Source organism: Neobacillus niacini (assembly GCF_030817595.1).
Lineage (GTDB): Bacteria > Bacillota > Bacilli > Bacillales > Cytobacillaceae > Neobacillus > Neobacillus niacini_G.
Map to the genome: position 1 here is coordinate 5,037,666 of NZ_JAUSZN010000001.1, position 19,369 is coordinate 5,057,034.

The window sequence follows — 19,369 nt, forward strand, 5'->3', positions numbered from 1 at the left end:
GAGGACACCGCGTTGAAGAAGAAAGTAGCGATTATTGGAGCGGGACAAGTAGCTGAAAAAGTCCATGTTTCTTACTATCAAATACGAGAAGAACTGGAAATAGTCTCAGTTGTCGGTCCAAATTCTGATAAGGTTGCCGAATTTGCAGAGAGAAATCATATTCCACGTTTTTATACAAATGCAGAAGAAATGTATGCTGCTGAGAAACCGGATATTGTGAGTGTCTGTACTCCAAACCGATTCCATTCTGAACATGTATTGCAGGCGATTGCCCATGGCTGCGATGTAATGTGTGAAAAACCACCAGCAATTTCTGCTGCTGAAGCAAAAGAAATGAAAGAAGCAGCAGAAAGTAACCAGTGTCTGCTTGCATATGATTTTCATCACCGCTTTGCGGAGGATGTATCCATTCTTCGTGAAAAAGTGAAGGATGGTGTCCTAGGTGATGTTTATGTGACGAAAGCAAAGGCTTTGCGCCGTTGTGGAGTCCCAGGATGGGGAACTTTTACGAACAAAGAAGTTCAAGGCGGTGGTCCTCTTATCGATTTAGGTGCGCATATGCTCGACGCAGCACTTTATGTGCTGGGTTTCCCTAAAATTGAGAAGGTTACGGCAAAAATGTATAAAAAGATTGGAACCAAAAAATCAAAAGGTACTCTCGGAGAATGGGATCCTGCTAAATTTGAAGTCGAGGATTCCCTGTTTGGATTTATCGAGCTCGAAGGCGGCCGCTTGTTACAAATCGAAACTTCCTTTGCTTTGAATATAAAAGAAGATTCTGTGATGAACGTAGAGTTCTTTGGTGACGAAGCTGGTGCGACGCTCTTTCCGGCCCAAATCTATACTGACGAAGGCGGCGAGCTTGTTTCGCTTTTGAATAGAGAAACGGCCGATCCTGATCGCCATCAAAAATGCATGGAAGCATTTGTGGACAGATGCTTAGGTAATGATGTTATGGTGGCAGATGGGAAACAAGGATATGTTATTCAACAATTAATCGAGGCGTTGTACCTATCTGCGGAAAAAGGTGAGAGTGTAACATTATGAAGAATAAACAAGTGATATACAATAATAATTTTGACTTGCACTCCCTAAATAAATTTTCGAGTGTTATGACTTTAGGAAATGGCTATTTAGGTGTCCGTGCAGCCTATGAGGAGTACTATACTGGTCAAACTCGCGGGATGTATGTGGCAGGTGTCTATAATAAAGCGAGTGCAAATGACACGTCAGATCTCGTCAATTTACCGGACATTTTTGGTATGTTGATTGAGATTGACGGAAAAATCTTTTCCATGCTAGAAGGACAAGTGCTTTCTTATCAGAGAGCTTTAATAGTAGAGACTGGTGAGCTAAGACGGGAGTTCATTTGGAAAAACAAAACGGGTGCCCGCTTTCAATTTGTTTTTCAACGTTTTGTTGCCAAGGACAGATTACATTTGCTTGCTTCAAAGGTAACGATTACAAGTTTGGACCAACAGGCGAGAATTAAGATTATTACCGGAATTGATGCCCAGCAGACAAACTTCGGCAGACAACATTTAATAGAAGAAAGTGTCCGTGTTTTTAACGAAGAGATTCTTCAAGGAGTCTATCAAACGACAGAGACTGGAATTACGATTGCGATAGCAGCAAGCATACATGCTCCAGTGGCAAGCCGGATTTCTTTTTCCGCAAAAAACCGTCAGTTGAATGCAGCAATTGTTCAGGATATTGCAAAAGATGAGCCCTTTGTATTTGAAAAAATCGGAACCGTTTACACCTCGCTTGAAAGTGAAAATCCAGAAAGTGATGGTTTAGCAGATCTTAAGGTAAATAGATTGCTAGGTTATGAGGCTCTGTTTGAAAAATCTGCAAATGCATGGCAGGAGTTTTGGCTGCAAAAGGGAATCGAAATCCAGTCTACAGATGAATTTGACCAGACTGCAATGGATTTTGCACTCTATCACATGGAGATTATGACGCCTGCTCATGACGAGCGTTTCAGTGTCGGTGCCAAAGGGTTAACAGGAGAAGGGTATAAAGGCCATGTCTTTTGGGACACTGAAATTTTTATTGCTCCTTTTCATCTGTTCACAGAGCCTGAAACGGCGAAAAAGCTTTTGCGTTACCGCTACCTCCATTTGCAGCAGGCAAAGGAAAAGGCGGCTCAAAATGGATATGAAGGTGCGTTATTCCCGTGGGAAAGTGCTTTATCGGGGAAAGAGGAAACACCGGAGTTTGCAGCGATCAACATACGGACCGGAACTCGGCAAAAGGTAGCCTCTTCACTAAGTGAGCACCACATTGTTGCGGATATTGCCTTTCTTGTTGTCCAGTATTTCCAAAACACATTGGATCAAGAGTTCATGAAAAATGAAGGCCTTGCACTGCTTAAAGAAACGGCACAGTTTTGGATTAGCCGTACAGTAGAAGAAGGTAACAAGCTTTCCATCAAAGATGTAATCGGGCCGGATGAATACACAGAGCACATTGACAACAACACCTATACGAATTACATGGCGTACTACAATGTAGAACAAGCCCTTTATTTTATGGATCAATTCGAGGATAGTGATGAACAGCTTGTCAGCCAGGGAATGGACTTTTTAAAACGTTTGTATCTTCCTGTGCCTAATGAAGACAAAATCATTCCGCAGGATGATACCTTCTTATCCAAGCCTGAAATTGACTTAACCCCTTATAAACAAACACAGGGAAGTCAGGCAATTTTGCTCGATTATTCGCGTGCTGAGGTCAATGAAATGCAGATTTTGAAACAAGCAGATACTGTCATGCTACTATATCTGTTCCCAGATTTGTTTCCAAAAGAAGTTGTTGCAAAAAACCTCCATTATTACGAAGAACATACCATTCATGACTCTTCTCTCAGCAAGGCGATCCACGCGATTGTTGCAGCGCGCTGCGGGGATGATGAAGTTGCCTATCGTTTCTTTAAGGAAGCATGCTTAATTGATTTAGGGCCAAATCCGCATTCCTCAGATGAAGGAATACATGCCGCTTCTTTAGGGGCTATTTGGCTGACTGCCATGTTTGGTTTTGCAAATATGTCACAAGCTGCAGGACGTCTTACTTTTAACCCTAAGTTACCAAAAAACTGGTCAGAACTTGCCTTTCCACTTACGTATCAGGGGCGGAAACTTACCGTCAAATTGACTCACGAACGTATCGAGATTGTGAAGCTTGCAGGGTTGGATTTAGATGTTGAGATTAACGGTGATCAATATCATTTGAGTGACCGAGTTGAAGCTGAAATTGAGAATTAGGGGAATGAGATATGGAAAAAAAACATATAGAAGCAGTTGTTTTTGATCTGGATGGAGTGATTACCGATACGGCACATTATCATTTCCTTGCGTGGAAACAGCTGGCAGAAGAAGTGGGAATTACGATTGACGAAGTATTTAATGAAAGACTGAAAGGAATCAGCCGTATGGATTCCCTTGAGTTAATTTTAATAGAGGGAAATCGGCAGAATGATTTTACCTTAGCTGAAAAAGAAGAAATGGCGACGAAAAAGAACCTTCACTACTGTGAGTTCTTAAAAGAATTAACACCAGAAGCTGTTTTACCGGGAATCCTGGAGTTACTTGCAGCAATCAAAGCAGAGGGGATTTCCATTGGCCTTGCTTCCGTTTCAAAAAATGCAGCAACGGTCCTAAAGGCGCTCCAGTTAGAATCCGCTTTTGATTACTGTGCGGATGCCGCTAAAATTAGCAAATCAAAGCCGGATCCGGAGATTTTCCTTACAGCCTGCAATGGACTAGGGGCGAATCCAGCCTATTCCATTGGCATTGAAGATGCTCAAGCGGGGATTGAAGCGATAAAAGCAAGCGGCATGTTTGCGGTTGGTGTCGGCAATTATCTGGAAGGTGCGGATTACAAGGTTGAAGCCACATCTCAACTTGGCTGGGAGATCATAAAGGAACAATACTTTACTAGATTATAATGTTAATAGGCCTGTAGACAAATGTTTACAGGTATTTTTTGTAGAGAAAAAGGGGGAGCAGGCAGTTGAATATTTTAGTTGCAATGGATTCCTTAAAGGGAAGCTTGTCATCGTTTGAGGCAAATAGAACAATAGCTGAAGGATTTTCAGCGGTTAGTTCGAATTTTAATATAGTCACCATACCGATTGCAGATGGTGGCGAGGGTACGGTAGAGGCGCTAGTCCATGCGACAATTGGACAATTTATTGAAAAAGTAGTTACAGGACCCTTAGGACATCCGGTGAACGCGCGATTCGGAATTTTAGGGGACAGGAAAACTGCTGTTATTGAGATAGCGGAAGCGTGTGGATTACCGTTAGTATCTGTAGAGAAGCGTAATCCTCTATTTACAACTTCCTTTGGTGTCGGGGAACTTATATTGGAAGCGATGGAACAGGGCTGCCATGAGATTATCATCGGTCTTGGCGGCAGTGCCACCAATGATGCTGGAGTTGGAATGCTACAGGCCTTAGGGTATCAATTTTTTACTCTGGAAGGTGAGTTTGTTGGATTTGGCGGAGTTGAGCTAAAGAAGATTGCAAGGATTGATCCGAGTGCTGTACCCAGACAGGTGAAGGAATTGAAGTTTCGTGTTGCTTGTGATGTAAATAATCCGCTATATGGCTTGAATGGTGCGGCTTATGTTTATGGACCGCAAAAAGGAGCAACACCAGAGATAGTAAAGGAATTAGATGAGGGCCTTAGAAACTTTGCTGCGGTGGTGTTCGAGCAGGCAGGCAAGGATCTGCAGCAGATTTCAGGAGCCGGTGCAGCGGGTGGTTTGGGAGCGGCTTTTACTGGGTTCTTAGATGCTGAACTGGAATCTGGTGTACAGCTGATACTTGATTACGTGCGGCTTGAGGAAAAGCTACATGGAGTGAACCTTACGATTACAGGAGAGGGGAAGTTGGATGGTCAAACCTCAATGGGGAAAGCCCCTGCCGGAATCGCTCATCTTTCAAAAAAACATGGAATCCCCGTGATTGCGCTTGCAGGAGATATTTCAGAAGGGAATCCTTCCTTGCATGAGTCAGGGATAACTTCGTTCTTTAGCATCGTAAGTGGGCCAGTTGATTTAGAAACAGCCATGGATCTAGAAGTAACCCGGTTAAATTTAAAGAGAACTGCTGAGCAGATAGGCAGGCTTTTAAAGATCGTTTAGCTTTAAGATTTTTTAAGGGGTAGTAGTGTAGTTGGGAGTGACCAATACGTTAGGAGCAAGGGTTTGGGTAACTGCAAGGAATCTAGATTGACCCAAAAGGGTCTGATTCCACGATAAGTTATAATCGTGGAATCAGACCCTTTTAGACATCTAGTTGATAGTAAGACATGAAAGAAAGGTGTTATGCATTATTTTTAAAGTCCTGAAAATGATATAATTCCTTAAATTCAACCCATTTCATCTTTCGTTTCAAATGTTCACGGAAAGAGTGGCTGCTTATTTCTTGATGCTGGCCATTAAGAAGTGAAATAAACCGCTGTAATCGAACCTGTACTAAAAAATAGTACTGATTGTTTGAATCTAATACAGGGATATCCGTGACTTTAATTTTCTGTCCAAAAGTATTTTTGAATTCCAGGCTTTTATATAACAAGATATCATCTTCTTTTTTCCAGTTTCTTTCTATTATACCTCATTAACGAGTTAAAGTATCAAAATATTGTTACTATTTAGTAGACATATTTTATATAAAAAAACCAGATTCATTTTCAGAATCTGGTTTCACAACTGGTTACGCTAATCTTACTTTAAAATCTTGATAGCCGAATTCACGGACAATACGACAGTCGCCGTCTTTGTCTTGAATAGCAATCGCTGGTAAAGGCATACCATTGAATGTAGTGTTTTTCACCATTGTATAGATGGCCATATCACCGAAAACTAAACGATCACCGCTCTTTAATGGCTGATCAAAAGAGTAATCACCGATTACATCGCCAGTAAGACAGGTTTGTCCGCCAAGACGGTAGGTAAAAGGCTTTTCACCTGCTTCGCCTGATCCAAACAATGGAGGACGATAAGGCATTTCCAAAACGTCTGGCATATGACAGGTTGCAGAAGTGTCAAGAATGGCAATCTCGATCCCATTACGATGGAGGTCAAGGACAGAAGTGATTAAATAGCCTGCATTAAGCGCAATCGCTTCACCTGGCTCAAGATATACTTCTAATCCGTATTTCTCCTGCATTCTTCTGATGCAGTTTTCCAGTCTCGGAATGTCGTAATCTTCTCTTGTAATATGGTGGCCGCCGCCAAAGTTAATCCATTCCATTTGTGGAAGCCACTCGCCAAACCTAGCTTCGACTGCATTTAGAGTGGTCTCTAAATCGTCAGAGTTTTGCTGACAAAGAGTATGGAAATGTAATCCTGAAACACCATCTAGTAAATCAGGACGAAAATCTTCTTGTCTTACACCGAATCTCGAACCTGGGGAACATGGATCATAGATTTCATGTCCCACTTGTGTTGAACATTCAGGATTGATACGCAAACCGACTTTTCTGCCAGCTGCAAGGGCTTTGTCCTTAAACTTTTCCAACTGGGAGAAGGAATTAAAAATAATATGGTCGCAAATAGAAATAATCTCGTCAATTTCATCTTCACGGTAGGCAGGGGCAAAGACATGATTTTCTTTGCCCATTTCTTCGTAACCTAGTCGTGCCTCGAATAATCCACTTGCTGTTGTTCCGCTTAAATACTTTCCAATGAGGGGATACATTGTTGTCATAGAAAAGGCTTTTTGTGCTAGTACGATTTTAGCTCCTGTACGTTCCATGACACCGTTCAGGATTTTCAGGTTCTTCTCTAGAAGACCTTCATCGACTACATAACATGGTGTTGGTAATTCTTCGAAACGCATCTTATCGAATGTGCTCCAACTCTTTTTCGTTTACTGGCTCATCAACAAGCACAGGATTAAAATCTTCTACCCATGGAAGTCCCCATTTGTTTAACTCTTCCATGAATGGATCTGGATTAAATTCTTCAATATTGAATACGCCTGGTTTATTCCACTTTCCAGTCATAACCATTGCTGCACCGATCATTGCAGGAACACCAGTTGTATAAGAGATCGCTTGGGAACCAACTTCTCTGTAGCACTCTTGGTGGTCACAAACGTTGTAAACATAATACTTTACCGGTTTTCCGTCTTTTTTACCTTGGAAGATACAGCCGATATTAGTTTTTCCAACTGTACGTGGTCCAAGAGAAGCTGGATCTGGTAATACAGCCTTCAAGAACTGAAGGGGAATGATTTGTTTTCCTTCGAATTCAATTGGTTCGATAGAAGTCATTCCTACATTTTCAAGAGCTTTAAGGTGTGTAATATAGCTTTGGCCAAATGTCATGAAGAAACGGATACGCTTAAGGCCAGGCATGTTTTTCGCAAGAGATTCAAGCTCTTCGTGGTAAAGCAGGTACATATCTTTTTGGCCAACTTCAGCGAAGTCATAAACGCGCTTAATTTCCATTGGCTCCGTTTCAACCCATTCGCCATTTTCCCAGTAACGGCCGTTAGCAGAAACTTCACGGATATTGATTTCAGGGTTAAAGTTTGTTGCAAACGGATAGCCATGGTCGCCGCCGTTGCAGTCAAGGATATCGATATATTCGATTTCATCAAAATAATGCTTTAATGCATAAGCAGAGAATACTCCCGTTACACCTGGGTCAAAGCCGCTGCCTAAAAGAGCTGTAATGCCAGCTTTTTCAAAGCGCTCTTTGTATTCCCATTGCCATTTGTATTCAAATTTTGCTGTATCTTCAGGCTCGTAGTTCGCTGTATCCATATAGTGTGTCTTTGTTGCAAGACAAGCATCCATAATCGTTAAGTCTTGATATGGTAATGCTAAGTTCATCACGATATCTGGTTTAACTTCATTGATTAAAGCGATTAACTCATCTACATTGTCTGCGTCTACTTGAGCTGTCGTAATTTTTGTTTTTGTTGTACCTTCTAATTTTGCCTTTAAATCATCGCATTTTGATTTTGTACGACTTGCGATACAAATCTCTTCAAATACGTCACTGTTTTGAACACATTTATGAACTGCTACTGATGCGACGCCGCCCGCACCAATGATAAGTGCTTTTCCCATTCTCCTATCTCCCAACTAAATAGATTTTTTTCCAACAAAAAAAACAAGTGAAAAAACGCTACGACAGCGCACAACACTTGTTTAGATATCTAATAAATATTATAAGCATAGTATCCCGTAAAGCATGGGTATACTCTTAGCATAAAAGTCCTAGGACATTATGAAAGAAAGCTCACTAATATTCAAAATATATCTTTATAGGATCAGAGTCTATATAGCAAATAATTACTTTTACTACTCTTATTGACCGTTTCACAAGTTGTGTGCATCTGCACTGGTTGTAAAGTAACCAACTTATAAAATTTGAGCTTTTAACTCAATCAATAAGGCAACTAAAGTTGCCAATCGGCATTTGACCCGGCTGTCCGTATGGCCTTAACTTCTTTAGGGAAGTGGTCAAAAATTATCTGCTTGGAAAGACTCAAAGATATAATGAATAACAGCTTTCCAATAACAACGCTATTTCATATTAGCAGAATATAAATATCACCGCAATAGACAATTTAATTTTTTTTCAAGAAGTTTCTTCTTTATTTTTCCAATTATATTTTGTGATTAACGCACAGTGAATTTATGATTGTTTATAGCCTTTATTCTCGGTTGTTTTACTGCTTTTTTTCACTCAAAAACACAAAAACCCATTAAAGGGTTTCAGTGTTAGTTTAAGATGGTTACCTTTAATTGCTTTCTTCCAAAATTGATGGCTTCTGATTTTGACGGGATAAAGACATCAATTTTATTTCCTTTAATGGCACCGCCTGTATCTCCTGCAATTGCTTCACCATAGCCTTCTACATATACTTTACTGCCGAGCGGTATAACAGTCGGGTCAACAGAGATGACCTTCTGATTTGGGTTTTCTAAAAGGTTGATCCCAGTGGCCGTAATGCCGGAGCAGCCCTCACAACTAGCCGTATAGGCTGTCGCTTCTACTGTAATTTCCTTTTGACTAGGTGCTGCAGCTTCTACCGCCGGTGCACTTTCTGTTGGTGCAGGGGCTTGTGCTTCCTCTGCGGGTGCACTTTGTGCAGGTGCTGGCGCTTGCTCCTCTACTGCAGGTGTACTTTCAGTTGTCGCTTCTGCTGCAGGTGCAGTTTCCTGTTTTGGTTGTTCTGTTAAATCGATATTAGTATTTTCGAAACCTTCAAAGATTACAAGATTTAATCCAGGATGGATAAGATCAGTATGTAATTGGTTCCATTCTTTCAATTGTGAAACTGTTACCTGATGATTCATGGCTATGTCCCATAATGTGTCGTCCTGAATAACCGTATATTGTATTTCCGGTGCGACCGTTAGTACATCCCCAGGATGAATAAGGTCAGTAGTAAGATTATTTATCTTTTGGAGATTTTCTAAAGACATGTTATTTGTCCGTGACAGAGCCCAAAGGGTATCCCCTTTTTGAACTATAATACTTTCAGCTTGGACATTAGCACTTACAGTTACTGAGAGTACAGCAACTGCTAAAATTGATACGAATTTCTTAAGCATTCTTTTACCCTCCATGTTCTTTGGTTGCTAATTTTTAATAATCGTAACATAGAATTTTCTGAGAAAAAGAACAAGGAGGTGTTAGTTCGGTTACATCCGTGGCATTTATATTGCAATAATATTTCTGAAATAATCTAGTAATCAGAAAATAATATTCGGAGAGAGGAGATTCACCAGCACCTTATTAATAGGTAAGAAATTGGATATGAAATTTTACACCCAATTTTAAAATAATTGCATATAAATTTTTCAGGTTTTCTTATTTCGATTCGTGTGTTATTTTCATTTAAATAGCTTTTAAGCATTGCAATTCTTATGTTCATAAAGGTAATTATCATTGATTATTCTCTTAATTTATTATATTTCAATAATTGCCACTATTAATTTTATCTGAATTTATGCTATATTATTAAAGTCATAACTTTATTACTACGGTAATATTAATAACTTTTATATGGGGAGTGAATGATATGAAAAAATTTGGCCTATTTACGTTGTTTCTGGTTCTAACTCTTTTTATCGCAGCGTGTGGAACCGATAAAACAGCGAGTGAAAGTGGTAGTAGTAAAAAAGTATATAAAGTTGGTGTTGATACAACTTATCCTCCGTTTGAATTTAAAGAAGGAGACGAATATAAGGGAATCGATATCGAGTTAATTAACGCGATTGCGGAAAAACAAGGGTTTGAAATCGAACTTTCGCCAATGGACTTTGGTGGAATTATTCCAGCTATGCAAGCTAACCAGCTTGACGTGGCGATTGCCGGAATGAGTATTACAGAAGATAGAAAAAAAATTGTAGATTTCTCATCACCGTATTTTGACGCGGGATTAATCGTTGTTGTTAAAGATGATAATTCAACGGTTAAATCCGTTGATGACCTTAAAGGGAAAAAAGTTGCTGTTAAAAAAGGTACGTCTGGTGCGAAATATGCAGTAGATAATGCTTCAAAACTAGGAATCGAAGTTGTTCAATTTAACGATAGTCCTGCGATGTTCCAGGAAGTATCAAATGGAAATGCAGATGCTCTAATTGAAGATTACCCTGTTATCACTTATGCGATTGCCCAGAAGGATTTAGGATTAAAAACTGTGGGAGATCGTTTAAATGGAGATCAATACGGAATTGCTGTATTGAAAGGTAAAAATCAGGATTTATTAGAAAAAATCAACAATGGGCTTGCTGAGCTTAAAAAAGATGGAACCTATGATAAAATTCTAAAAACGTATCTTGGTGAATAAAATAATAGGATTAGGCGTGCTTAAAGCGAGCGCGTCTTCTTTTTGAAAGGGGATGAAAAGGTGGATATTATTGTTTCTGCTTTGCCCATATTATTAAAAGGGCTTCAAGTTACACTCTATATCTTTTTAATTGCTATATTACTAGGTTTTTTAATAGGTTTAGTAATCGCCTTGCTGCGACTTGCGCCTCTTAAAATCTTAAACTGGATCGCAAAGGTTTATGTCGACGCTATTCGAGGAACGCCATTTATTGTGCAATTGTTCTTTATTTATTTTGGTATTAATTCACTTCAATTTATTTCCTTAAACAGTACGACTGCTGGGATCATTACGGTTGCAATTAATGCCGGAGCCTATTTTGCTGAGATTATAAGAGCAGGTATTCAATCGATTGATAAAGGACAAACGGAAGCGGCCAGATCGATTGGCTTTACTGGTGCACAAACAATGCGCTATATCATTCTTCCACAGGCATTTAGAAGAATGCTCCCAACCATTACGAATCAATCCATAATCAGCTTAAAAGATACTTCGCTTTTATCGGTCATTGGTATTGCCGATTTAACACAGCAAGGACAGATTCAAGCATCAGCCACATTTGAAGCTTTCAAGATTTGGCTGGCTGTAGGTGTCATTTACTTCATCGTCATTTACTTGTTAACACTTCTTGCTAATTTCGTTGAGAGGAGGTTTCAACTGCGATGAGCATGATCACGGTAAAAAACTTAAGAAAATCATTTGGTAATCTAGAGGTTTTGAAAGATATTAATGCAGAAGTGAAGGAAAAAGAGGTTATTTGTGTCATCGGTCCTTCCGGTTCAGGAAAGAGTACATTCCTACGCTGCTTAAATCGCTTGGAAGAGATTACTGGCGGACAGGTAGTCATTAATGGACATGATATTACGGACAAAAAGGTTGACCTTAACAAGGTTAGACAAGAGGTTGGAATGGTGTTTCAACAATTTAACCTGTTCCCTCATATGACTGTTTTAGAGAACATCACATTGGGTCCTGTTAAGATTCATTCTACAGAGAAAACTGCAGCGGAAAAATTAGCGCTGGAGTTACTCGATAAAGTAGGATTACGAGAAAAAGCAAATAGCTATCCAGGAGAATTATCCGGAGGACAAAAGCAGCGTGTTGCGATTGCAAGGGCACTAGCGATGAATCCAAAGATTATGCTTTTTGACGAGCCGACTTCTGCACTTGACCCTGAAATGGTCGGGGATGTTTTAGAAGTTATGAAGCAGCTTGCTAAAGAGGGTATGACCATGGTTGTAGTTACCCACGAAATGGGCTTTGCTAGAGAAGTGGGCGACCGTGTTATTTTCATGGATGGCGGCTATATTGTGGAGGAAAATGAACCGAACGCGTTATTCGGCAACCCTCAGCATGAACGAACGAAAGCATTTTTAAGTAAAGTGCTGTAAGTTCTCATTTAAAAAGGATGGTGCAGTTGTGCACCATCCTTTTTAAATTAAAGTGATTTTTTAATTGTTTCGATAATTTCCTTGTATTGTTCTTCTGTTAGATATGTTTTATCTGGGTTCATCACAAAAGTGGAACCCCATTCTTCTTTACCTTCGTATTTTGGCACAATGTGCATATGTAGGTGGTGCATTTTATCACCATACGCTCCGTAATTAATTTTTCCAGGTTGGAAAGCCTTGTCCACAGCGGCTGCAACCTTCTTCACATCGTTCATAAAAGCAGATAACTCCTGGCTATCAAGTTCATAGAGTTCTTTAACATGGCCTTTATATACCACATTACATCTGCCGGTATACGTCTGTTCTCTAAAAAGAAAAACCGTCGATACCTCTAGATCACAAATTTCAATCATAAGGTTGTCTCGTCTTTCATCCTTCATGCAGTACATACAATCTTTATTTAACTCCATCTTTTTCATCCTCGTCTATTTATGAATGTGAATCTGCCTTAATTTTATCCCTAATTAGATGAAAAGTAATTGTCTCAAAGTGTCGACTTTAATGAATATAAGCACAACAAAGGGATCCAGTTTGACTAACGATTATCTGTAGGTGCATTCTAATAATAATTATAGAATTGAGATTCCTTTTATTTTTTGCCATTAAAAAGGGGAGACGAAATGATGAAAAGCGATTTAATGGGTATGTTAGAATCACGTAAAGAAGAAATCATTGAAATCCGACGCTATTTACATCAAAATCCTGAGCTCTCATTTAAAGAGGAGAAGACGGCTCAGTATATTGCGGATTTTTATAAAGGGAAAGATGTTGATGTTCAAACGAATGTTGGAAATGGGTATGGCATAATCGTTACGATTAAAGGTGGAAAACCTGGGAAAACCATTGGTCTTCGTGCTGATTTTGATGCCCTTCCGATTGTAGAAGAAGCAGATGTTCCGTTTAAGTCAAAGAATGAAGGTGTCATGCATGCGTGCGGCCATGACGGACATACTGCTTTCTTGTTAGTTTTAGCTGATTGTTTTATCCAATTAAAGGATTCCATCCCAGGTACCATCAAAATCATTCACCAGCATGCAGAAGAGGTTCCGCCAGGCGGAGCAAAAAGTATTGTCGAGTCTGGCTTGATTGATGATTTAGATGCTGTTTATGGCATTCACTTGTTACCGATGGGACCAGCAGGGACAGTAGGTCATCATGCGGGGTATTCCTTTAATGGACGGGCATACATGAGATTGAAAGTGCAAGGAAGAGGCGGGCATGGTTCCTCTCCTCATCTCGCGAACGATGCGATTGTCGCTGCCGCACATTTTGTTACTGCAGCGCAAACCATCGTTAGCCGAAGATTAAGTCCTTTCGATGTGGGTGTCATCACCATTGGATCTTTTGATGGAAAAGGGACATTCAACGTGATCAAGGACAGCGTAGAACTTGAAGGCGATATCCGTTATATGACGGTAGAAACAAAAGAAACGATTGAAAAAGAAGTGAAGCGGATTGTACGAGGAATTGAAGAAGAATTTGGCGTAACCTGTGAGCTAACGTATACGCCAGATTATCCACCTTTATACAATGACCCAGAGCTTACCGCAATGGTTGCAGAAAGTTTACGAAGCATGAATGATCCAGATATAAAAGAAGTGAAAGAATTTCCGGCGATGGCTCCATCCGAAGACTTTGCTTATTATGCTGAAAAATTCCCGGCCTGCTTCTTTTACATTGCATGTACACCAAAAGGGGTTGAAGATCCTTATTTTAATCATCACCCGAAATTTGATATTGATGAAGATGCACTCCTAGTAGCCGCCAAAGCGGTTGGTCAGGTAGTTTGTAGTTATTATGAATTAAACTAAAGGTTATTACTTTTTTATTATAGAATGCGAGCTAAATGAAACAAGGATACCGTCTATTGATGGTATCCTTGTTTCATTTAGTTCGTTAAAATTTCGTTGATTTTTTCTAGCGCATCGCTGGATAGTTTGACTCCGGATGCCTTTATGGTTTCTTGGAGCTGCTCTGGACGGCTTGCACCCACTAGAGCACTTGCTACATTTGGTTGACGTAAGATCCATGCAATAGCGAGCTGAGCTAAGGTTAAATCTTCCGCATAGGCTACTGATCTTAATTGTTCCACTTTATCTAAATTTTCCTCCGTTAGGATATGGGACATGTTTGTGTTTGCTTGTGCTGCACGGCTTCCTTCTGGAACGTTTGCACCATTTTTATACTTTCCAGTTAGCACACCTTGTGCCAAAGGGGAGAATACCACTTGACCGATACCATGTTTTTCGCTGACAGGAATAATTTCTTTTTGAATATAGCGCTGCAGCATGCTGTAATTTGGTTGATTGACGACAATGCGGTCTAAAAGCTTCTTATCTGCAAGGTGCACTGCTTCGGTAATTTGTTCTGCTGTCCACTCACTCACGCCGACATATAGAACCTTCCCTTGGCGTACTAAATCATCCAATGCTCTTAATGTTTCATGTAATGGTGTTTCAGCGTGATAACGGTGGCAATAGTAAATATCTATGTAATCCATTCCGAGACGCTTTAAACTTGCATCACATTGCTCCATGATATGTTTACGCGATAAGCCTTGATATTTGGGCCATCTCCCATTTTTCCAAACACCTTTGTAGCTAGAACATAGGAACTCCTAGGATATTTGCTTAATGCCTTACCAACGACTTTTTCTGCTTCCCCTCGTATGTATACATTTGCTGTGTCAAAGAAGTTGATTCCTGATTCGTATGCTAGGTCAATCGAGGATACTGCATTTTGTTCTTCTACGTAACCTCCATATGTTAGCCAGCTACCTAAACTAATTTCACTAACCTTTAAACCGGTATTGCCTAGACGACGATATTGCATGTACTCATTCCTCCCATACTATTGAAATTCCTTAATATTGGTACTATACCATAATATGGGTTTGGGTGGGTACGCCGTGTACTTAAGTAAAATAGTAATGAAAGTCTGGAGTGACGGAAGAGCAGACAGAAAAAGCATTTGGGTCAAAGCAGGTGGTCTGGAGTGACCGAAGAGCATGCAGAAAAAGCGTTTGGGTCAAAGCAGGTGGTCTGGAGTGACTGAAGAGCATGCAGAAAAAGCATTTGGGTCAAAGCAGGTGGTCTGGAGTGACCGAAGAGCATGCAAAAAAGCGTTTGGGTCAATGCAGGTGGTCTGGAGTGACCGAAGAGCATGTAGAAAAAGCGTTTGGGTCAATGCAGGAGTTCTAGAGTGGCCGAAAGAAAAGGCACAGTCCATTAAGACCATGCCTCCATTGTATTACTTCCGTAGAGAGTTCAAGAAAACATTTTGTGCCGCAGCGACTCCTGCCCCTGGTTCGAAGGAATAGGAGTAGTCTTGTAAACCAGCTTCGATCAGAGAAACGGCTTGAAGGATATCACTTGGGAAGCAATAACCCATGTGACCAAACCGGAAAATCTTCCCTTGTAGATGACCAAGGCCGCCAGCAAAATCTAGGTGATATTTCTCCTTTAAGTGACCAATGAAGGAAGGTAAGTCCAGTCCTTCTGGTGCACATATAGCCGTAATGGTTGGTGATGCATGCTCATCGGATGTTAGCAGTCTGATAGAAAGAGCCCTCATCGCCTCACGAACCATATTCTTCATTAGTTCATGCCTTGCCACCGTTTGCGAAAATCCGCCTTCCTCATCAATCAAGTCACAGACAGCGGAAAGTCCCATAATCAATGAGATGGCAGGGGTGTTAGGTGTCATGCCTTTCTCTGCCCACTCACGATAGCTAAGTAAATCCAAGTAATAAGCGGGTTTATTCGTTTCCTCGATTATTTTCCATGCCCTTTCACTGACGCTTAACAGTGCCAGGCCAGGAGGGAGCATCATCGCTTTTTGTGACCCGGTTACTAAAATGTCAATTCCCCATTGGTCCATTTCTGCAGGAGCTCCGCCAAGACAGCTAACTCCATCGACAATAAACAAAGCGTCTGTATGAGTACGAACAACCTCTGCTAATTTTTCAATAGGGTTTAGAATTCCAGTCGAAGTCTCATTATAGGTTGCAAAAACTGCCTTTATATTTGATAACGGTTTAAGGAACTCAGTAAGATCTTCCTCCGTACAAGCCTTACCCCAACTCTTTTCGAGCTTATGTACCTTAAATCCGTATTTCTCACAAATAGACACGAAATAATTGCCAAAGGCTCCGACGGTGATAACCACGACTTCTTCGCCAGGGGAAACGGTGTTTACCGCTGCTGCTTCTAATGCTGCAGTACCGCCTGATGGAAGAAGTAGAATATCTTGTGATGTCCCGAAAATAGGTTTCACACGATTGGTCGTTTCTTGATATAACCGTACAAACTCTGGTGTCCGATGGCTAATCATGTCCTGGCTCATAGCAAGCTGAACTCTTTTAGGTATTGGAGTCGGTCCTGGGTGTCTTAGTATATTCGGATACATACATTTCCTCCATTTTGAATGATAGTTTTAAAACTTTTATTAAAAACATGGAATTTCATGGATATCTCTAATTCTATAATATTATAGCTTCAAAGGTAACCACAACCCTTTGTACGGTAATATGAAAAAGCTTAAGGATAGCCCAAAGCTTTTTCGTTTTAGAAAGCACCGGACCCGCCGCCTCCTCCGCTACTTCCTCCTCCAGAATCCGAGCCTCCTCTGCTCAAAGAAGATTGATAAGCGGAGTGGAAACTTGAAGAAGCGTATGGTCCGATGTAGATGATCGAGAAGAAGCTGCCATCATCTACGTAATCGTGATCCGTTGGGGTAAGTGCTTCGATAAGCTGATCATGTTTTCGATCTATTTCTTTGCTGCTGATTCCGAGCCCATAAATATAGGCGCGCATGCGATCATCTTCAGACCATTTCTCCCACTCTGTTTGTGGTAAATCTTTAAAGCGCACCTTAAATTGCTTCCAGTCGTATGCAATCTGCGCGCCTTCTAGTGTTTTTGGTCGATAGACACTAGCATAAATGATGACGGTAATTACTAATAGCAATGTCACGATAAAGGAAACATATAGCCCATAAATCAGGAAAAAGAAAATAAACGGTAGTAAAAGGATACTTGAAAAACCAATGAGTAACCGGTAAGTTTGTTTGTTTTCGTAAAGGGAGTGACTGTCAACCTCCTGTTTAACTGCTTGCCTCCATTCACTTTGGTACGTATTGTATTTCAGATGATTCTTCTTGTTCTTTGTAAAAGCTGTTAAGTCATTAAGATTAAAGATATGGTTTGCTCCAATTTTATCAAAAAGCAGCTCCATCAATGTATTTTCATGTTTCGATAGACATTTGGATCGGATTCTTTGAAACCTGATCATCTGCCGTTTTCGTTACATATCCTTGGCGAACTAAATCTAGTAATGCAGCACCCATGGCCCTGGGTTGAAGATAGTTGTTGTTAGTAAAATAGATGGTTGCAGGTAAACTCATGATTTGTTTTGGTACAGAAAGAGACGATATTCCCTCACGCATAAAATCATTTCTTATTGATCGTGCTGCTAACCAATCTCGCATCATTAATAGTAATAAAATAATAGTAAAGGAAGGGAGACCTATCGTGCTAATCGTTGAAAGTGTTTCCTTTGTTTTGGCGTCAGTTTCGGCATGGTCGATGAGTTCTTGCTTTGCATTAAGAATTTCCTCTTTCATCGGTTTATCAGCGGTGAGGGGCGCATTTGGAAAAAGGTTAGCAGGATAGGCTAGACGGATATCGGCATTCGTATTACTAGGAACATATCCTAATGTAAAAATGACGGACCCATCTTCCTGTATGGTTTCAGTAGTAAACGCCTCGTCATATCCAAAGGCAATGGCATCATCTGTCGACGCAGGAGGGTGAATCGTAATCGAAAGATCCTCATAGGAGGAATCATTTCTTTCATCAAAAAACGGCCAGTAAAATTGCGCAACGTCCTGGTATACCTCTATTCTATTTTCAATCGTGTAGTGGAGTTTCACTGTAATGGTTTCATCCTCACCTTTACGGTGAACCTTATATAAGTCATCTTCTTTTTCAATCCGTAAATTCTTACCGTTCTCAGTGGCAGTAAATTGGCTGATAGAAGCTCCTTCTTTCGGAACCACTTCACGGGTAATCCCGTTAAATTCTCCATCAAAATCATACGTATGGGTTTCTTCTACTTCTACATTTCCGTTGTTTTGTAAGGTTGCATCGATTTTTACATTGGTAATCGAAAACTCGACAGCTAAACTTTGGTGGGGAAAAGCGAATAATAAAACTAGTAAGATTATGCTAGTAAACCGCTTTTTCAACATATTAGTCACCTTTTTTCCTAGTAATATTCATACGATTGGAAGGGTAGTGAAGTTTCATGATATTTTCCAAAAATTGAAAAAAGATTATACCATGCAAGAGGGCAGCATATCTTAACAAGCAGGAAGTTCATTCTTCCTGTTTTTTGTTATCTTATCTAGCATTAATTATAATAAAGTTAAAACTTACCTATAGGGAGGCAGCGGCATGAAACGATTGGCAGTTTATTGCGGTTCAAGTTTGGGTGCTTCAGAGGCTTATAAAACAGGAGCCATAGAGTTGGGGAAAGAGCTCGCCAAACGGAATATTACCTTAGTTTACGGCGGTTCAAGTATCGGGTTGATGGGCGCTGTCGCTGATACGGTGTTACGTGAAGGCGGCCAAGCCATTGGTGTGATACCTAAGGTGTTAGAGGAACGAGAAATCTCCCATAAAGGGTTAACGGAGTTAATAACGGTTGAAACCATGCACGAGAGAAAAGCGAAGATGGCTGATATGGTTGATGGCTTTGTTGTTTTGCCCGGCGGAACCGGGACCCTTGAGGAGTTTTTCGAAGTATTTACTTGGGGTCAGATTGGCCTGCATAAAAAGCCGTGCGGTCTACTTAATATTAACCACTATTATGACCCATTAATCAGCCTGTTTGACCATATGATCGACCAAAAGTTTTTGCAAGAAAAGTTCCGTTCAATGGCAATCATTGAGGAAGAGCCAGCGGCATTACTTGATAAATTTTTAAACTATGAGGCTCCATCGATCAAAGCGTTTGAATAGGCATAGCGAAAGCAGTCACATGACTGCTTTTAT

At 40.4% G+C, this 19,369-nt stretch carries 18 protein-coding genes and 1 pseudogene; 10 read left to right on the plus strand and 9 right to left on the minus strand.

The window, feature by feature from the left end; translation table 11 throughout:
- Positions 1–12: 12 nt before the first annotated feature.
- The 4 genes from QFZ31_RS23890 to QFZ31_RS23905 all read left to right on the plus strand — a co-directional run bounded on the left by QFZ31_RS23890 (position 13) and on the right by QFZ31_RS23905 (position 5,151).
- Positions 13–1,047, plus strand: coding sequence for a Gfo/Idh/MocA family protein (locus QFZ31_RS23890; RefSeq protein WP_307307694.1), 1,035 nt, complete (start codon positions 13–15; stop codon positions 1,045–1,047).
- On the plus strand, positions 1,044–3,266 hold the full coding sequence (locus QFZ31_RS23895) for a glycoside hydrolase family 65 protein (RefSeq protein ID WP_307307697.1): 2,223 nt from the start codon (positions 1,044–1,046) through the stop codon (positions 3,264–3,266). The genes QFZ31_RS23890 and QFZ31_RS23895 overlap by 4 nt, the downstream gene beginning before the upstream one ends.
- An 11-nt stretch (positions 3,267–3,277) precedes the next feature.
- Positions 3,278–3,949, plus strand: coding sequence for a beta-phosphoglucomutase (pgmB, locus tag QFZ31_RS23900; RefSeq protein WP_307307700.1), 672 nt, complete (start codon positions 3,278–3,280; stop codon positions 3,947–3,949).
- Between the two features lie 65 nt (positions 3,950–4,014).
- The gene (locus tag QFZ31_RS23905; RefSeq protein ID WP_307307703.1) at positions 4,015–5,151 is read left to right on the plus strand and encodes a glycerate kinase; all 1,137 of its coding nucleotides are present in this window, start codon (positions 4,015–4,017) and stop codon (positions 5,149–5,151) included.
- Positions 5,152–5,332: 181 nt separating this feature from the next.
- On the opposite strand, the gene QFZ31_RS23910 is transcribed toward QFZ31_RS23905, so the two are convergent.
- From QFZ31_RS23910 to QFZ31_RS23925, 4 genes are all read right to left on the minus strand, one after another.
- Entirely contained in the window at positions 5,333–5,584 is a 252-nt protein-coding gene (locus tag QFZ31_RS23910) for a DUF2535 family protein (RefSeq protein ID WP_307307706.1), read from the minus strand.
- 138 nt (positions 5,585–5,722) lie between these two features.
- Entirely contained in the window at positions 5,723–6,850 is a 1,128-nt protein-coding gene (gene nspC / locus QFZ31_RS23915; RefSeq protein ID WP_179594884.1) for a carboxynorspermidine decarboxylase, read from the minus strand.
- A 1-nt stretch (position 6,851) separates the two neighbouring features.
- Positions 6,852–8,090, minus strand: a complete 1,239-nt coding sequence (locus tag QFZ31_RS23920; RefSeq protein ID WP_307307709.1) for a saccharopine dehydrogenase family protein — start codon at positions 8,088–8,090, stop codon at positions 6,852–6,854.
- Between the two features lie 657 nt (positions 8,091–8,747).
- Positions 8,748–9,584 (minus strand): LysM peptidoglycan-binding and 3D domain-containing protein, encoded by an 837-nt coding sequence (locus QFZ31_RS23925; protein ID WP_307307711.1) that lies wholly within the window; start codon positions 9,582–9,584, stop codon positions 8,748–8,750.
- 470 nt (positions 9,585–10,054) lie between these two features.
- On the opposite strand from QFZ31_RS23925, the gene QFZ31_RS23930 reads away from it, so the two are divergent.
- Genes QFZ31_RS23930 through QFZ31_RS23940 form a run of 3 tightly spaced genes read left to right on the plus strand, consistent with a single transcriptional unit; the run spans position 10,055 to position 12,255 of the window.
- The gene (locus tag QFZ31_RS23930; protein WP_179594887.1) at positions 10,055–10,825 is read left to right on the plus strand and encodes a transporter substrate-binding domain-containing protein; all 771 of its coding nucleotides are present in this window, start codon (positions 10,055–10,057) and stop codon (positions 10,823–10,825) included.
- Positions 10,826–10,885: 60 nt separating this feature from the next.
- Positions 10,886–11,530, plus strand: a complete 645-nt coding sequence (locus QFZ31_RS23935; protein ID WP_307307716.1) for an amino acid ABC transporter permease — start codon at positions 10,886–10,888, stop codon at positions 11,528–11,530.
- Positions 11,527–12,255, plus strand: coding sequence for an amino acid ABC transporter ATP-binding protein (locus QFZ31_RS23940; protein WP_306458353.1), 729 nt, complete (start codon positions 11,527–11,529; stop codon positions 12,253–12,255). The genes QFZ31_RS23935 and QFZ31_RS23940 overlap by 4 nt, the downstream gene beginning before the upstream one ends.
- Before the next feature lie 47 nt (positions 12,256–12,302).
- Here QFZ31_RS23940 and QFZ31_RS23945 read toward each other — a convergent pair whose 3' ends face one another.
- Entirely contained in the window at positions 12,303–12,725 is a 423-nt protein-coding gene (locus tag QFZ31_RS23945; protein ID WP_307307720.1) for an HIT family protein, read from the minus strand.
- Between the two features lie 213 nt (positions 12,726–12,938).
- Between QFZ31_RS23945 and QFZ31_RS23950 the strand changes: the two genes are divergently transcribed.
- Complete coding sequence (locus tag QFZ31_RS23950; protein WP_307311770.1) at positions 12,939–14,126, plus strand: amidohydrolase; 1,188 nt, start codon at positions 12,939–12,941, stop codon at positions 14,124–14,126.
- 77 nt (positions 14,127–14,203) lie between these two features.
- On the opposite strand, the pseudogene QFZ31_RS23955 reads toward QFZ31_RS23950, so the two are convergent.
- Positions 14,204–15,147: pseudogene (locus tag QFZ31_RS23955) on the minus strand (aldo/keto reductase family protein).
- A gap of 214 nt (positions 15,148–15,361) precedes the next feature.
- Here QFZ31_RS23955 and QFZ31_RS23960 point away from each other — a divergent pair.
- Positions 15,362–15,634 carry a hypothetical protein gene (locus tag QFZ31_RS23960; RefSeq protein ID WP_307307723.1) on the plus strand — a complete coding sequence of 91 codons (273 nt, stop codon included), beginning with the start codon at positions 15,362–15,364 and terminating at the stop codon, positions 15,632–15,634.
- Here the strand turns inward: QFZ31_RS23960 and QFZ31_RS23965 are convergent.
- The 3 genes from QFZ31_RS23965 to QFZ31_RS23975 all read right to left on the minus strand — a co-directional run bounded on the left by QFZ31_RS23965 (position 15,565) and on the right by QFZ31_RS23975 (position 18,564).
- Complete coding sequence (locus QFZ31_RS23965) at positions 15,565–16,722, minus strand: pyridoxal-phosphate-dependent aminotransferase family protein (protein WP_307307725.1); 1,158 nt, start codon at positions 16,720–16,722, stop codon at positions 15,565–15,567. The genes QFZ31_RS23960 and QFZ31_RS23965 overlap by 70 nt on opposite strands.
- 158 nt (positions 16,723–16,880) lie before the next feature.
- Complete coding sequence (locus QFZ31_RS23970) at positions 16,881–17,549, minus strand: DUF2207 family protein (protein ID WP_307307727.1); 669 nt, start codon at positions 17,547–17,549, stop codon at positions 16,881–16,883.
- 10 nt (positions 17,550–17,559) lie between these two features.
- On the minus strand, positions 17,560–18,564 hold the full coding sequence (locus QFZ31_RS23975; RefSeq protein ID WP_307307731.1) for a DUF2207 domain-containing protein: 1,005 nt from the start codon (positions 18,562–18,564) through the stop codon (positions 17,560–17,562).
- A gap of 205 nt (positions 18,565–18,769) precedes the next feature.
- Between QFZ31_RS23975 and QFZ31_RS23980 the strand changes: the two genes are divergently transcribed.
- Positions 18,770–19,336: a TIGR00730 family Rossman fold protein gene (locus QFZ31_RS23980; RefSeq protein WP_307307733.1), complete on the plus strand. Its 567-nt coding sequence runs from the start codon at positions 18,770–18,772 to the stop codon at positions 19,334–19,336.
- Positions 19,337–19,369: the final 33 nt, after the last annotated feature.

What these genes read in the sequence shown, in the direction of transcription:
- QFZ31_RS23980 (WP_307307733.1), top strand. Translation starts at nt 18,770, where the DNA reads ATGAAACGATTGGCAGTTTATTGCGGTTCAAGTTTGGGTGCTTCAGAG.
- QFZ31_RS23940 (WP_306458353.1), top strand. Translation starts at nt 11,527, where the DNA reads ATGAGCATGATCACGGTAAAAAACTTAAGAAAATCATTTGGTAATCTA.
- QFZ31_RS23965 (WP_307307725.1), bottom strand. Translation starts at nt 16,722, where the DNA reads ATGTATCCGAATATACTAAGACACCCAGGACCGACTCCAATACCTAAA.
- QFZ31_RS23975 (WP_307307731.1), bottom strand. Translation starts at nt 18,564, where the DNA reads ATGTTGAAAAAGCGGTTTACTAGCATAATCTTACTAGTTTTATTATTC.
- QFZ31_RS23930 (WP_179594887.1), top strand. Translation starts at nt 10,055, where the DNA reads ATGAAAAAATTTGGCCTATTTACGTTGTTTCTGGTTCTAACTCTTTTT.
- QFZ31_RS23895 (WP_307307697.1), top strand. Translation starts at nt 1,044, where the DNA reads ATGAAGAATAAACAAGTGATATACAATAATAATTTTGACTTGCACTCC.
- QFZ31_RS23925 (WP_307307711.1), bottom strand. Translation starts at nt 9,584, where the DNA reads ATGCTTAAGAAATTCGTATCAATTTTAGCAGTTGCTGTACTCTCAGTA.
- pgmB (WP_307307700.1), top strand. Translation starts at nt 3,278, where the DNA reads ATGGAAAAAAAACATATAGAAGCAGTTGTTTTTGATCTGGATGGAGTG.
- QFZ31_RS23970 (WP_307307727.1), bottom strand. Translation starts at nt 17,549, where the DNA reads ATGGAGCTGCTTTTTGATAAAATTGGAGCAAACCATATCTTTAATCTT.
- QFZ31_RS23950 (WP_307311770.1), top strand. Translation starts at nt 12,939, where the DNA reads ATGAAAAGCGATTTAATGGGTATGTTAGAATCACGTAAAGAAGAAATC.
- nspC (WP_179594884.1), bottom strand. Translation starts at nt 6,850, where the DNA reads ATGCGTTTCGAAGAATTACCAACACCATGTTATGTAGTCGATGAAGGT.
- QFZ31_RS23920 (WP_307307709.1), bottom strand. Translation starts at nt 8,090, where the DNA reads ATGGGAAAAGCACTTATCATTGGTGCGGGCGGCGTCGCATCAGTAGCA.
- QFZ31_RS23945 (WP_307307720.1), bottom strand. Translation starts at nt 12,725, where the DNA reads ATGGAGTTAAATAAAGATTGTATGTACTGCATGAAGGATGAAAGACGA.